Here is a 13,732-nt window from a genome sequence, read left to right as displayed (position 1 = left end):
TGATGGCAACGCAGGTAGCTTTTCAACTGCCTGCCAATCCTTGTAGACAGGAAGAGGAACAACACCCATGGGTTTTCTAAGCGGCAAGCGCGTACTGATCGTTGGCGTCGCCAGCAAACTGTCCATCGCCTCCGGCATCGCGGCAGCCATGCACCGTGAAGGTGCCGAACTGGCCTTCACCTACCAGAACGAAAAGCTCAAAGGCCGCGTCGAAGGCTTTGCCGCTGACTGGGGCTCAGGTCCTGAGCTGTGCTTCCCTTGCGACGTGGCCAACGACGAGGAAATCGCTTCGGTATTCGAAGCCCTGAGCAAGAAGTGGGACGGCCTGGACTGCATCGTTCACTCTGTTGGTTTCGCCCCGGGCGACCAGCTGGATGGCGACTTCACCGACGTCACCACCCGCGAAGGCTTCCGCATCGCTCACGACATCAGCGCCTACAGCTTCGTCGCCCTGGCCAAGGCCGGCCGCGAGATGATGAAGGGCCGTAATGGCAGCCTGCTGACCCTGTCCTACCTGGGTGCCGAGCGCACCATGCCCAACTACAACGTCATGGGCATGGCCAAGGCCAGCCTGGAAGCCGGCGTACGCTACCTGGCCGGCAGCCTCGGCCCGGAAGGTACTCGCGTCAACGCCATCTCCGCCGGCCCTATCCGCACCCTCGCGGCATCCGGGATCAAGAGCTTCCGCAAGATGCTCGCCGCCAACGAGAAGCAGACCCCGCTGCGCCGTAACGTCACCATCGACGAAGTCGGCAATGCCGGTGCCTTCCTCTGCTCCGACCTGGCCTCGGGCGTCAGCGGCGAGATCATGTACGTCGATGGCGGCTTCAACACCACCGCCATGGGTGCCATGGACGAGTAAGCCGTTAGACAGCAACAATAAAAAAGGCCGCTTAACTAAGCGGCCTTTTTTATGCGTTGCCATCCATGGCACTCAACCTTCGGGCCGTCGCTACGCGACGTTAAAAATGGCTCCCGGCCATTTTTTATGCTTTGCCATCCGTGGCAATTACCCTTAGGGCCGTCGCTGCGCGACGTTAAAAATGGCTACCTGCCATTCCTTTACTAACGCTATCGATCAGAAGCGTTCGATATCGGCCTTGGCTTCCAGCTGCTTGCGGAAGGCAGCGAAATCCTGCTGACCAACGCGCGAGGCCAGGAAGCGGCTGTACATCGCCTTGTCCTCGTCGGACAGGACCTGCTCGGGCTGACTGACGCCGTTCAGACGCAGCACCACCAGATCGCCATTGTTCAGGCTGACAGTGGCAAAGCTCGGCGTGTCCGCGTTGGCCGGCTTGGGCATGCGGAACAGCGTCTGCAACACTGCAGGCTCTACACCCTCATGGCTCCGGGTAGCCGCTTCGACCACTTGCCAGGACTGCGCAGCATCTGCCTGCTCTATTGGCGTCTGGCCACTGCGCAGCGCGGCCAGCAGCGCCTCGCCCTTGGCCTTGACCGCTTCGCTGGCGCGCACCTTGGTCAGCTGTTCACGGATGCTGTCCTGCACCTGCTCAAGCGGCAACTGCTCAGGCTTGCTGTGTTCCTTGACCCGCACAACCACCACCGTATCGGGATCGAGCTCGATCACACTGCTGTTGCTACCGTCCTCCAACACCTCGTCACTGAACGCGGCCTGGATCACCTGCCGATTGGCGCTCAGGCCTTCGCTGCCGCCCTGCCGCCCGAAGGCTTCAGTCAGCTTGACCTCAAGGCCAAGCTCCTGGGCTGGCTGAGCCAGATCGGAAGCCTCGAAAGCCGAATCCTCAAGCTCCTTGGCAACTTCGACAAAGCGCTGCTCGACCTGACGCGCCTTGAGGTCGCGCTTCAGTTTTTCTTCGAGGCTGGCAAAGCTCGGCACTTCGGGTGCCTGCACGTCAAGCAGCTTGATCAGGTGCCAGCCGAACTCGCTGCGCACCGGTGCAGACACGGCATTCTTGTCCAGCGCATAGAGCGCCTCTTCGAACGCCGGGTCATACACGCCCGGGCCGGCAAAGCCCAGATCACCACCGTCGCCTGCCGAGCCGGAGTCATCGGAGAGCTCTTTGGCCAGCGCCGCAAAATCCTCGCCCTGCTCCAGACGTTTCTGCACTTCGACCAGTTTGGCCTGGGCTTGCTCGTCATTCAGCGCGTCATTCACTTCCAGCAAGATATGCGCGGCGCGGCGCTGCTCGGCCAGGTTGGCGATTTCATTTTCGTAGGCAGTTTGCAACGCCTCGGCGCTGACCTCTACCTGGTCGAAAAAGGCCGCCTTGTTCAGCTCGACATACTCCAGGACAACCTGCTCCGGGGTCATGAACTCGCTGGCCTTGGCCTCGTAATAGGCCTTGATGTCATCGTCGCTGAGCACCACGGCATCGAGATCCGCCTGCAGCGTCAGGGTGGCGAAATCGCGGGTCTGCTTCTCCAGGCTGGCAAACGCCTGCACCTGCTTATCGGTGACAAAACCGCTATTGGCTAGGCCCGCACGCAGCTGACCGATCAGCATTTCCTGCTCAAGCATCTGGCGGAACTGCAAACGGTTGTAGCCCAGCTGACGAATCACCTGATCGAAGCGCTCGGCACTGAACTGGCCATCCACAAGAAACTCGGGGGTTTGCAGAATCAGCTGGTCGAGGGCTTGCTGAGAAAATGCGAACTTGGCGTCCTTGGCTCCCTGCAGCAACACGGCGCGCTCAATCAGGCCATTCAGGGCCGACTCGCGCAACAGCTTCTCATCCAGCAAGGATGCATCGAAATCACGGCCCAGCTGCTGCAGCAATTGACGACGCTGCATCTCGACAGCTTGATTCAGCTCCACCGTAGTGATTTTCTCGCCGTTGACCACCGCGGCATTCTGGCTATTGCTGGTGCTGGTAAAAATGGCATCCACACCCGTCAGCGCCAGCAGCGCGACAATGATGCCGATAATGGTTTTGGCAATCCAACCCTGTGAATTGTCCCTGATGTTCTGCAGCATGCGTCCCCCAGAACGACTGTACAAAATTAGCAGTCGCGCAGTGTGGGTAAAATCCGGATAGAAGAAAGGCGCATCAGAGGATGCGCCTTCTCGTACTAACGAAGCGGAACGAAATGACAGTATCGATTCGTGATGGCCCGAATATGCTGTCCGTCCGGGCTACCGCTCCGCTGCCAGATCAGGCGTACTGACCTGGTGGGCAAAATCGAAAGCGGCTTAGTTAACAGCGTCTTTCAGAGCTTTGCCGGCTTTGAAGCCTGGAATCTTGGCAGCAGCGATGCTGATCGGGTTACCAGTTTGCGGATTGCGGCCGGTACGAGCAGCGCGCTCTTTGACAGCGAAGGTACCGAAACCAACCAGTACTACGGAGTCACCCGCTTTCAGAGCACCAGTAACGGATTCAATTACTGCGTCCAGCGCACGGCCAGCAACAGCTTTTGGGATATCAGCAGATGCAGCGATGGCATCGATCAGTTCCGACTTGTTCACTCTTAAGTCCCCTTAATTTCTATTTGAGTTTGTTTCTTGCTTTTAAGTGTAAGCAAAGCGGGTGCTGGATGGCCTGCCGACACGATAAGAGCCGCTTTATAACAAGGGCTTCAAAATTATGTCAAGGAAGCCCTCCGGCTAATGCGTGCTAATTCGCTCCTTGGAATCAGACTCGCGCTTGTCATCCTTTGCAACTATCTCGGGAGCCGCATCAGGCAAGGGCTCCGGGGCGTATTGCAGCGCAATTTGCAGGACTTCGTCAATCCATTTAACCGGTTTAATCTGCAAGTCCTGCTTAATATTCTCGGGAATTTCCTTCAAATCGCGCACATTCTCTTCGGGAATGATCACGGTTTTGATTCCGCCGCGGTGCGCCGCCAGCAGCTTTTCCTTAAGCCCTCCAATTGCCAGAACCTGTCCGCGCAAGGTGATTTCACCAGTCATTGCCACATCGGCGCGCACGGGAATCTGGGTCAAGGCTGAAACCAGCGCCGTACACATGCCAACGCCGGCGCTGGGGCCATCTTTGGGGGTAGCCCCCTCCGGCATATGGATATGGATGTCCTGCTTCTCATAGAAGTCCACAGGCACGCCCAGACTCTTGGCACGACTGCGGACTACGGTTTGCGCAGCGGTGATCGATTCGAGCATCACATCACCCAGCGAACCGGTCTTGATCAGCTGGCCCTTGCCTGGCACTACCGCCGCCTCGATGGTCAGCAGCTCGCCACCGACCTGAGTCCAGGCCAGGCCGGTCACCTGACCGATCTGATCCTGCTGCTCGGCCAGACCATAGCGATGCTTGCGCACCCCGAGGAAATGCTCCAGCGAATCGGCCGTCACGCAGACCTGGAAGCGTTTCTCGGTGGAGTGTTCCTTGACCACCTTGCGACATACCTTGGCAATCTGCCGCTCAAGGCCACGCACCCCGGCTTCGCGGGTGTAATAGCGAATGATGTCGCGGATCGCTGCCTCTTCAAAAACCAGCTCGGTTTTCTTCAGGCCGTTGGCCTGAACCTGCTTGGGTGCCAGGTATTTGATGGCGATATTGATTTTTTCGGCTTCGGTGTAGCCCGGCAGGCGAATAACCTCCATGCGGTCCAGCAACGCCGCCGGAATGTTCATGGAGTTGGCCGTGCAGAGGAACATCACGTCCGACAGGTCGTAATCGACCTCCAGATAGTGATCGTTGAAGTTGTGATTTTGCTCCGGATCGAGCACCTCGAGCAGCGCCGACGCAGGATCGCCACGCATGTCCTGGCCCATCTTGTCGATTTCGTCGAGCAGGAATAGCGGGTTGCGCACGCCAACCTTGGTCATCTTCTGAATCAGACGACCTGGCATGGAGCCGATATAGGTACGCCGGTGGCCGCGAATTTCCGCTTCGTCGCGCACACCGCCCAGTGCCATGCGCACGAACTTGCGGTTGGTGGCGCTGGCAATCGACTCGGCCAGCGAGGTCTTGCCCACGCCGGGCGGGCCAACCAGACAGAGCACCGGGCCCTTGATTTTCTTCACTCGTTTTTGCACGGCGAGGTATTCAAGGATGCGCTCCTTGACCTCGTCAAGACCGTAATGGTCGGCATCGAGAATCGCTTCGGCGCGCGCCAGATCCAGGCGCACCTTGCTCTGGGCCTTCCACGGTACATTGACCAGCCAATCGATATAGGAGCGCACCACGGTGGCTTCGGCCGACATCGGCGACATCTGCTTGAGCTTGTTCAGCTCGGCATTGGCCTTGGTGTGGGCCTCGGCAGTCAGCCCGGCATTCTCGATGCGCTTTTTCAGCTCATCGAGTTCGTTATGGCCTTCTTCGCTGTCGCCGAGCTCCTTCTGAATGGCCTTCATCTGCTCATTCAGGTAGTACTCGCGCTGGCTGCGCTCCATCTGCTTCTTGACCCGGCCGCGGATGCGTTTCTCCACCTGCAGCAGGTCGATTTCGGCATCCAGCAACGCCAGCACATGCTCGACCCGCGCCTGCAGGTCGGTGATCTCCAGAATTTCCTGCTTCTGCTCGATCTTCAGCACCATATGCGCAGCCATGGTGTCGACAAGACGCCCCGGCTCATCAATGCCGTTGAGCGAGGCCAGTACCTCGGCCGGGACTTTCTTGCCCAGCTGGACGTACTGTTCGAACTGGCTGAGCAAGCTGCGGGTAAAGACCTCGGACTCGCGCTCGGCAACCTCAACCTCATCGATCAGCTGCACTTCGGCGCGGCAATGACCTTCGACCTCGATAAAGCGCTCGACCTGGCCGCGCTGCTCACCTTCGACCAGCACCTTGACGGTGCCATCCGGCAGTTTCAGCAGCTGCAACACAGTGGCTACGGTACCAACGCGATAGAGACCGGCTTCATCCGGATCATCGTCGGCGGGATTCTTCTGCGCGAGGAGCAGAATCTGCTTCTCGCCCGTCATGGCCGCTTCGAGGGCTTCGATGGATTTTTCGCGCCCGACGAACAATGGGATGACCATGTGCGGATAGACCACAACATCGCGCAGCGGCAGGAGAGGCAATTCGATGGTTGTCTTCATGATATTCGGCTCTACGTCGGCCTTACGGCTGTAAACAGATGGGATGACCCTTAGCCTTAAGATGGGGGCAGCCCCAACAAAAAACAAGCGTTGCCATAGGAAAAGCAAAGGGGCCCGCAGGCCCCTTGCTTTCAACATGTTGCAAGCCTGTTACGCGTCAGGCGCAGCCTTAGCTGGAAGCTCGCTGTTTTCATAAATCAGCAGCGGCTTGGAGGTGCCATCGATCACGCTCTCATCGATAACCACCTTACTGACGTCGGACTGCGACGGGATCTCGTACATGGTATCGAGCAGGACACCTTCGAGAATCGAACGCAGGCCGCGGGCACCGGTCTTACGCTCAAGCGCCTTTTGGGCAACTGACTTCAGCGCATCCGGACGGAACTCCAGCTCTACCCCTTCCATCTCAAACAGCTTGCCGTATTGCTTGGTCAAAGCATTCTTCGGCTCAGTCAGAATCTGCACCAGAGCCGCTTCGTCCAGCTCATCCAACGTGGCGATAACCGGCAAGCGGCCCACGAACTCGGGAATCAGACCAAACTTGACCAGATCATCAGGCTCAACGGCGCGCAGTGACTCGCCAATTTTCTTGCCCTCTTCCTTGCTGCGCACTTCTGCGTTGAAGCCGATACCACCCTTGGTCGAGCGGCCCTGGATGACTTTTTCCAGGCCAGAGAACGCACCACCGCAGATAAACAGAATGTTGCGCGTATCAACCTGCAGAAATTCCTGCTGCGGATGCTTGCGACCACCCTGCGGTGGTACAGAGGCAACCGTGCCCTCGATCAACTTGAGCAGTGCCTGCTGCACGCCCTCGCCCGATACGTCGCGGGTGATCGACGGGTTATCCGATTTGCGCGAAATCTTGTCGATTTCGTCGATGTAGACGATGCCCATCTGGGCTTTTTCCACATCGTAATCGCACTTCTGCAGCAGCTTCTGAATAATGTTCTCGACGTCCTCACCGACATAACCGGCTTCGGTCAGGGTGGTGGCGTCGGCGATGGTGAAGGGTACATTAAGCAAACGTGCCAGGGTTTCGGCCAGCAGGGTTTTACCCGAGCCAGTCGGACCAATCAGCAGGATGTTGCTTTTGCCCAGCTCGACATCATCTTTCTTGTCGCGCTGATTGAGGCGCTTGTAGTGGTTGTACACCGCTACCGCCAAAACCTTCTTCGCACGCTCCTGACCGATCACATACTGATCGAGGATGGTGCTGATTTCTTTGGGAGCAGGCAATTTATGCGCGCTGCTCTCGGCCTGGGCTTCCTGCACCTCCTCGCGGATGATGTCGTTGCACAGGTCGACGCACTCGTCGCAGATAAAGACCGAGGGGCCGGCAATCAATTTGCGCACTTCATGCTGGCTTTTGCCGCAGAAGGAGCAATAAAGCAGCTTGCCGTTGTCCTCGCCGTTGCGGGTGTCAGTCATTCGTTCAATCCAATCCGGTAGGCTTGAAACACAAGATGAGGGCAAATGCGGGCATTTTCAAGCCCGCCGGCGGCCGGACACGCCGACCTGCCCTATTTTGAGCTGCTTATATTAAGCGGGGCGCTTCTCAATCACTGCGTCGATCAACCCGTATTCACGAGCCGCTTCGGCGCTCATGAAATTATCACGATTGGTATCGCGCTCGATTTCTTCCAAGGTGCGTCCACTGTGCTTGGCCATCAGTATGTTGAGACGCTCACGGATGAAGAGGATTTCCTTGGCGTGAATTTCGATGTCCGACGCCTGGCCTTGGAAACCGCCCAGTGGCTGGTGAATCATCACACGCGAGTTCGGCAGGCAGTAACGCTTGCCCTCGGCACCAGCGGTCAGCAGGAAAGCGCCCATGCTGCACGCCTGACCAATACAGGTGGTGGACACGTTAGGCTTGATGAACTGCATGGTGTCGTAGATCGACATACCCGCCGTCACCGAACCACCTGGAGAGTTGATGTAAAGATGAATGTCCTTGTCCGGATTTTCCGCTTCAAGGAATAACAGTTGCGCACAGATCAGGTTGGCCATGTAGTCCTCTACAGGGCCGACAAGAAAGATCACTCGCTCCTTGAGCAGGCGCGAATAGATATCGTAGGCGCGCTCACCGCGAGCCGTCTGCTCGACAACCATGGGTACCAGGCCACCAGCGGCTTGGATATCAGGCATTTGCTGCATAAAAGGATTGCGGGACATGCGTGCACTCGCTCCCTAAATAGTCATGTCACAAATACGCATAAGCCAGCACGGAGGCTGGCTTATGGCGTGTTCGAACGAGGTAAAGAAATCAGGCGGCTTGCGGAGCTTCCACCGGCTTGACAGCTTCTTCGTAAGAGACCGCTTTATCGGTCACATTGGCCTTCTGCAAAACAGTATCTACAACTTGCTCTTCCAGCACAACAGAACGTACTTCGTTCATTTGCTGGTCGTTTTTGTAGTACCAGGCCACAACCTGCTCAGGCTCCTGATAAGCCGAAGCCATTTCTTCGATCATTTCACGGATGCGCGCTTCGTCCGGCTTCAGCTCGGTCTGCTTGACCACTTCAGCGACGACCAGGCCCAGCACGACACGGCGCTTGGCTTGCTCTTCGAACAGCTCGGCCGGCAGTTGATCAGGCTTGAGGTTGCCACCGAACTGCTGAACGGCCTGCACGCGCAGACGGTTTACTTCGTTGCCGATCAGGGCCTTCGGCACTTCGATCGGGTTGGCAGCCAGCAGGCCGTCCATAACCTGGTTCTTGACCTTGGACTTGATGGCCTGGCGCAGCTCACGCTCCATGTTCTTGCGTACTTCGGCACGGAAGCCTTCCAGACCGCCTTCTTTCACGCCAAACAGGGCGAAGAAGTCGTCATTCAGCTCAGGCAGCTGCGGAGCGCTGATGCTGTTGACGGTCACGGTGAACTCGGCAGTTTTGCCGGCCAGATCGAGATTCTGGTAGTCCTCGGGGAAAGTCGGGGTGATGACCCGCTCTTCACCAGCCTTGACACCGACCAGAGCATCTTCGAAGCCCGGGATCATGCGGCCGGAGCCGAGAACCAGCTGAGTGCCCTTGGCCGAACCGCCGGCAAAGGCCTCACCGTCGACCTTGCCGACGAAATCGATATTCAGCTGGTCGCCATTTTCGGCGGCGCGCTCAACGGTTTCGAAACGGGTGTTCTGCTTGCGCAGGATTTCCAGCATGTTGTCGACATCGCTGTCAGCCACGTCGGCCTGCAGGCGCTCGATGGCGATGGACTCGAAACCGGCAACGGTGAATTCCGGGAATACTTCGAAGGTGGCAACGTACTCCAGATCCTTGCCCTTCTCGAAGGACTTCGGCTCAACGGCCGGAGCGCCGGCGGGGTTGAGCTTCTGCTCGACCACGGCCTCATAGAAGGTGGACTGGATCAGGTCGCCCAGGGCTTCCTGGCGCGCAGCATCTTCGTAACGCTGACGGATCACGCTCATCGGCACTTTGCCGGGGCGGAAACCGGGAACCTTGGCGCGACGGGCAGTCTGCTGCAGACGCTTGTTGACTTCAGTCTCGATGCGCTCAACGGGAACGCCAACGGTCATACGGCGCTCAAGAGCAGAAGTGCTTTCAACAGAAACTTGCATGGATATTCCTCGTTGCACAGACATAAGCCGGCCGTTTACCGGCCCCGAATCAAGGGCATGCATTCTAGAGGCTGAATTTGCAGAAGTCACCCTAGATGCAAGCGGCAAACGGGAGGGAGCTAAAGAAAGATGGTGCGGACGGAGAGACTCGAACTCTCACGCCTTGCGGCGCTGGAACCTAAATCCAGTGTGTCTACCAATTCCACCACGTCCGCAGAGGTAAAACCTTGTATACAAAAACGCCAGGCTTTCACCTGGCGTTTTGGAATATGGGGTGGACGATGGGGATCGAACCCACGACAACAGGAGTCACAATCCTGCGCTCTACCAACTGAGCTACGCCCACCATATTGCATGTTGCTTGCGCCAAGACTGCCAAGTGGCACGCCCGGCAGGACTCGAACCTGCGACCATCCGCTTAGAAGGCGGATGCTCTATCCAGCTGAGCTACGGGCGCCTATCCATCTGCAGCGCAGACTTAAAGCTTTCGGCTTCGGCAAAAACCTTGCGATTCTTACCTTTGCCGTCTTACCCAGCGACTGGCTGTGCTCGACAAGCGGGGCGAATGTTATAGAGGTGATTAACGGTCGTCAACAGGGAAGATCAAAAAAATTCAGCTATATAAAGGAGTTACGCGAAAACCACGGCATGCGCCTTTGCCCCACCGCACGGTCATGCGAGAATGCGCGTCCTTTTTCCATCCTTTCTTTATGGTTAACCAAGCGCAATGACCGCAAAACTGATCGACGGCAAAGCGATTGCCACCAGCCTCCGCCAGCAGATCGCGCAACGCGTCGCCGAACGACGCCAGCAGGGCCTGCGCGCACCGGGTCTGGCTGTGATTCTGGTTGGTAGCGACCCGGCCTCCCAGGTCTATGTCTCGCACAAGCGCAAGGACTGCGAGGAAGTCGGCTTTGTTTCCCAGGCCTATGACCTGCCGGCCACCACCAGCCAAGACGAACTGATGGCGCTGATCGACCGCCTCAACGATGAGCCGAGCATCGACGGCATCCTGGTTCAGCTGCCGCTGCCCGAGCACCTCGACTCCTCTTTATTACTGGAGCGCATTCGCCCGGACAAGGATGTGGACGGTTTCCACCCATACAATATCGGCCGCCTGGCCCAGCGCATGCCACTCCTGCGCCCCTGCACCCCCAAGGGCATCATGACCCTGCTCGAAAGCACCGGTGCCGACCTTTATGGCATGCATGCCGTGGTGGTAGGCGCATCCAATATCGTTGGACGCCCCATGGCCATGGAACTGCTGCTGGCCGGCTGCACCGTCACGGTTACGCACCGCTTCACCAAGGACCTGCCAACCCACGTCGGCCAGGCCGATATCGTCGTGGTAGCCGCCGGCAAGCCTGGCCTGGTCAAGGGCGAATGGATCAAGGAAGGGGCCATCGTCATCGACGTGGGCATCAATCGTCAGGCCGATGGCAAGCTGATCGGCGACGTGGTGTATGAAACCGCCCTGCCCCGCGCGGGCTGGATCACCCCGGTACCCGGCGGTGTTGGCCCGATGACGCGCGCCGGCCTGCTGGAGAACACCCTACACGCGGCAGAACACCTGCACAAGTAACCCTTGCCAGGGGCGAAACACGCGCCATGCAGAACAATCCGCCAACGCCCCGACCCGCTCGGGGCGTTTGGTTTTTGTCCTGCGGGCATATATCAGGCGTTTTTTAAGCTGTCGCTGCCCATCTTGCCTACTCAGGCCTTATTATTTCGCCAGACGTCCTTGCCGGGTTATCCATGAAATTTGCCATCGCCCTGTTTGCCCCGCCCCACGCGCCCTCCTCGCGCCGCGCCCTGCGCTTCGCCCAGGCGGTACTGGCTGGCGGGCACGAGATCGTCAGGCTGTTCTTCTATCAGGACGGCGTGCACAGCGCCTCGAGCAACGTGATCAGCCCCCAGGATGAGCTGGATTTGACCGGCGAATGGCGCGACTTCGTCCGCACCCAGCGACTCGACGGCGTGGTGTGCATTGCCGCCGCCCTGCGCCGCGGCGTTCTCGACACCCAGGAAGCCCAGCGTTATGCAGCCGGCAGCGCCAACCTGCAGGCCCCCTGGGAGCTGTCGGGGCTTGGCCAACTGCATGAGGCGACGCAGCAGGCCGACCGCCTGGTGTGCTTCGGAGGCTCTTGAAATGAGCAAATCCCTGCTGATCATCAGCCGCCAGCCGCCCTGGTCCGGGCCGACAGCCCGCGAAGCCTTGGATATCGCCCTGGCCGGCGGAGCCTTTGACCTGCCCATCGGCATGCTGTTTCTCGATGATGGGGTGTTTCAACTGAGCACGGCCCAGCAGCCCGCGACCCTGCAACAGAAGGATCTCGGTGCCAATCTGCAGGCGCTGCCGATGTTCGGCGTGGAAGCGCTCTACGCCTCGACCCGCAGCCTCCAGGAACGCGGCCTTGAGCGACAGAAGCTGAATCTGGCCGTCGAGCTGCTGGATGACGCCGGCCTGACTGCACTTGTCGCCCGCTACGACCAGGTGATAACCCTCTGATGACGACCCTGCACATGCTTTCCCATTCGCCGTTCAGCGACAGCCGCCTGAGCAGCTGCCTGCGCCTGCTTGGCCCTGGCGACGGCCTGCTGCTGTGTGGCGATGCCGTGTACGCCCTGCAACCCGGCAGCGCCCAGTGCCAGGCCCTGGAACTGATGCCCGAGAGCATCGGTCTGTTTGCCCTGGACGAGGACCTTAGCGCGCGCGCCATCGCAGGCCCGCAGCGCCTGCAGGCCGTCGACTACCCAGGCATGGTCGAACTCAGCTGTCGCTTCGACAAGGTCAATAGCTGGCTATGAGCACCCTGGAGATCGACAACCGAAGCATCGCCCTGGACAAGGACGGCTACCTGCTCGACCTGGCCGACTGGTCGCCGGCGGTGGCCGAAGCCCTGGCCCGCCAGGAACAGCTCAGCCTGAGCGCCGAACACTGGGAAATACTGCACCTGCTGCGCGACTTCTACGCCGAGTTCCAGCTGGCCCCGGCCAATCGCCCACTGATCAAATACGCCGCCCTCAAACTCGGCCTGAGCAAGGGCAACAGCCTGCACCTCAATCAGTTATTCAAAGGCACTCCCGCCAAACTTGCCGCCAAGCTGGCGGGCCTGCCCAAGCCGACCAATTGCCTATGAACCTCAGCACTCCAGCAGAACACCCCTTCGCCCAGTTCGTGCGCATCCTCGGCAAGGGCAAGCGCGGCGCGCGCAACCTGACCCGCGAAGAAGCCCGCGAAGCCATGGGCATGCTGCTCGATGACAAAGCCGAAGACAGCCAGCTGGGAGCCTTTCTGATGCTGCTGCGGCACAAGGAAGAAAGCGCCGAGGAAATGGCCGGTTTTGCCGAAGCAGTGCGCGAGCGCCTGCAGGTACCGCGCCTGCAGATCGACCTGGACTGGCCCAGCTATGCCGGCAAGAAGCGCCATCTGCCCTGGTTTCTGCTCGCCGCCAAGGCCCTGGCCAATAGCGGGATCAAGATCCTTCTGCATGGCGGCGGTGCCCATACCGCTGGGCGCATGTACAGCGAACAGCTGCTCGAACCACTGCAGATCCCGCTATGCCGCAACTGGCACGACGTGGAGCAGGCGATAAACACCCAGCGCCTGGCCTTTATCCCCCTGGGCGACTGGATGCCACAGCTGCAGAAGATGATCGACCTGCGCAATATCCTCGGCCTGCGTTCGCCGATTCACTCGCTGACCCGCATCCTCAACCCGCTGAGCGCGCGCTGCGGCCTGCAGAGCATCTTCCACCCCGGCTATCAGGCGGTGCATCGCGAAGCCAGCCAGTTGCTCGGCGATAGCGCCATAGTGATCAAGGGCGAAGGCGGTGAGATCGAAATCAACCCGGATGCCATCAGCCACCTCTATGGCACGGCCAATGGCCAGAACTGGGATGAAGACTGGCCGGCACTGGCTGCCCAGCGCCACGTCAAGCCGCAGTCGCTGGACCCCGCCCATCTGGCGGCCTTCTGGCGCGGCGAAGTCGCCGATGACTACGGTCAGTTGGCCGTGCTAAGCACCATGGCCCTGGCCCTGCGTGGCCTTGGGCTCACTCGCGAGGACGCCCTGCAACAGGCGCAGCAGCGCTGGGATGCGCGCCTTATATCGAATTAGCGGATATAGAAGGGCAGTTTTTTCCGCCTTTCTATCGATTCAAGCCGGTTAG

General features: G+C 59.2%; 13 protein-coding genes and 3 tRNA genes. 7 read left to right on the top strand and 9 right to left on the bottom strand.

The window, feature by feature from the left end; genetic code table 11:
- Positions 1–67: 67 nt before the first annotated feature.
- Entirely contained in the window at positions 68–862 is a 795-nt protein-coding gene (gene fabI, locus WMW70_RS19705; protein ID WP_341439154.1) for an enoyl-ACP reductase FabI, read from the top strand.
- 216 nt (positions 863–1,078) lie between these two features.
- Here fabI and WMW70_RS19700 read toward each other — a convergent pair whose 3' ends face one another.
- The 9 genes from WMW70_RS19700 to WMW70_RS19660 all read right to left on the bottom strand — a co-directional run bounded on the left by WMW70_RS19700 (position 1,079) and on the right by WMW70_RS19660 (position 10,017).
- On the bottom strand, positions 1,079–2,956 hold the full coding sequence (locus tag WMW70_RS19700) for a SurA N-terminal domain-containing protein (RefSeq protein WP_341439153.1): 1,878 nt from the start codon (positions 2,954–2,956) through the stop codon (positions 1,079–1,081).
- A 216-nt stretch (positions 2,957–3,172) separates the two neighbouring features.
- Positions 3,173–3,445: a nucleoid-associated protein HU-beta gene (gene hupB, locus WMW70_RS19695; RefSeq protein ID WP_010490206.1), complete on the bottom strand. Its 273-nt coding sequence runs from the start codon at positions 3,443–3,445 to the stop codon at positions 3,173–3,175.
- A 138-nt stretch (positions 3,446–3,583) separates the two neighbouring features.
- Entirely contained in the window at positions 3,584–5,980 is a 2,397-nt protein-coding gene (gene lon, locus WMW70_RS19690; protein WP_341439152.1) for an endopeptidase La, read from the bottom strand.
- Between the two features lie 150 nt (positions 5,981–6,130).
- Positions 6,131–7,411, bottom strand: coding sequence for an ATP-dependent Clp protease ATP-binding subunit ClpX (gene clpX / locus WMW70_RS19685; protein WP_341439151.1), 1,281 nt, complete (start codon positions 7,409–7,411; stop codon positions 6,131–6,133).
- A gap of 111 nt (positions 7,412–7,522) precedes the next feature.
- On the bottom strand, positions 7,523–8,158 hold the full coding sequence (clpP, locus tag WMW70_RS19680; protein WP_341439150.1) for an ATP-dependent Clp endopeptidase proteolytic subunit ClpP: 636 nt from the start codon (positions 8,156–8,158) through the stop codon (positions 7,523–7,525).
- Between the two features lie 91 nt (positions 8,159–8,249).
- Positions 8,250–9,560 (bottom strand): trigger factor, encoded by a 1,311-nt coding sequence (gene tig, locus WMW70_RS19675; RefSeq protein ID WP_341439149.1) that lies wholly within the window; start codon positions 9,558–9,560, stop codon positions 8,250–8,252.
- Between the two features lie 130 nt (positions 9,561–9,690).
- Positions 9,691–9,775: transfer RNA gene (locus WMW70_RS19670), tRNA-Leu, on the bottom strand.
- 55 nt (positions 9,776–9,830) lie between these two features.
- Positions 9,831–9,906: transfer RNA gene (locus WMW70_RS19665), tRNA-His, on the bottom strand.
- A gap of 34 nt (positions 9,907–9,940) precedes the next feature.
- Positions 9,941–10,017: transfer RNA gene (locus WMW70_RS19660), tRNA-Arg, on the bottom strand.
- Between the two features lie 270 nt (positions 10,018–10,287).
- Here WMW70_RS19660 and folD point away from each other — a divergent pair.
- The 6 genes from folD to WMW70_RS19630 all read left to right on the top strand — a co-directional run bounded on the left by folD (position 10,288) and on the right by WMW70_RS19630 (position 13,680).
- Positions 10,288–11,142 (top strand): bifunctional methylenetetrahydrofolate dehydrogenase/methenyltetrahydrofolate cyclohydrolase FolD, encoded by an 855-nt coding sequence (folD, locus tag WMW70_RS19655; RefSeq protein ID WP_341439148.1) that lies wholly within the window; start codon positions 10,288–10,290, stop codon positions 11,140–11,142.
- A gap of 173 nt (positions 11,143–11,315) precedes the next feature.
- Positions 11,316–11,708, top strand: coding sequence for a sulfurtransferase complex subunit TusD (gene tusD / locus WMW70_RS19650; RefSeq protein ID WP_341439147.1), 393 nt, complete (start codon positions 11,316–11,318; stop codon positions 11,706–11,708).
- Position 11,709: 1 nt separating this feature from the next.
- Positions 11,710–12,069: a sulfurtransferase complex subunit TusC gene (tusC, locus tag WMW70_RS19645; protein ID WP_341439146.1), complete on the top strand. Its 360-nt coding sequence runs from the start codon at positions 11,710–11,712 to the stop codon at positions 12,067–12,069.
- Positions 12,069–12,368, top strand: coding sequence for a sulfurtransferase complex subunit TusB (gene tusB / locus WMW70_RS19640; RefSeq protein WP_341439145.1), 300 nt, complete (start codon positions 12,069–12,071; stop codon positions 12,366–12,368). The genes tusC and tusB overlap by 1 nt, the downstream gene beginning before the upstream one ends.
- The gene (locus tag WMW70_RS19635; protein WP_341439144.1) at positions 12,365–12,700 is read left to right on the top strand and encodes a TusE/DsrC/DsvC family sulfur relay protein; all 336 of its coding nucleotides are present in this window, start codon (positions 12,365–12,367) and stop codon (positions 12,698–12,700) included. The genes tusB and WMW70_RS19635 overlap by 4 nt, the downstream gene beginning before the upstream one ends.
- Complete coding sequence (locus WMW70_RS19630) at positions 12,697–13,680, top strand: glycosyl transferase family protein (RefSeq protein ID WP_341439143.1); 984 nt, start codon at positions 12,697–12,699, stop codon at positions 13,678–13,680. The genes WMW70_RS19635 and WMW70_RS19630 overlap by 4 nt, the downstream gene beginning before the upstream one ends.
- Positions 13,681–13,732 lie beyond the last annotated feature (52 nt).

This window comes from Pseudomonas sp. XK-1, from assembly GCF_038069885.1.
Classification (GTDB): domain Bacteria; phylum Pseudomonadota; class Gammaproteobacteria; order Pseudomonadales; family Pseudomonadaceae; genus Aquipseudomonas.
Note: the sequence above shows the minus strand (reverse complement) of the source record. Positions and strands in the feature narration are given on the sequence as shown.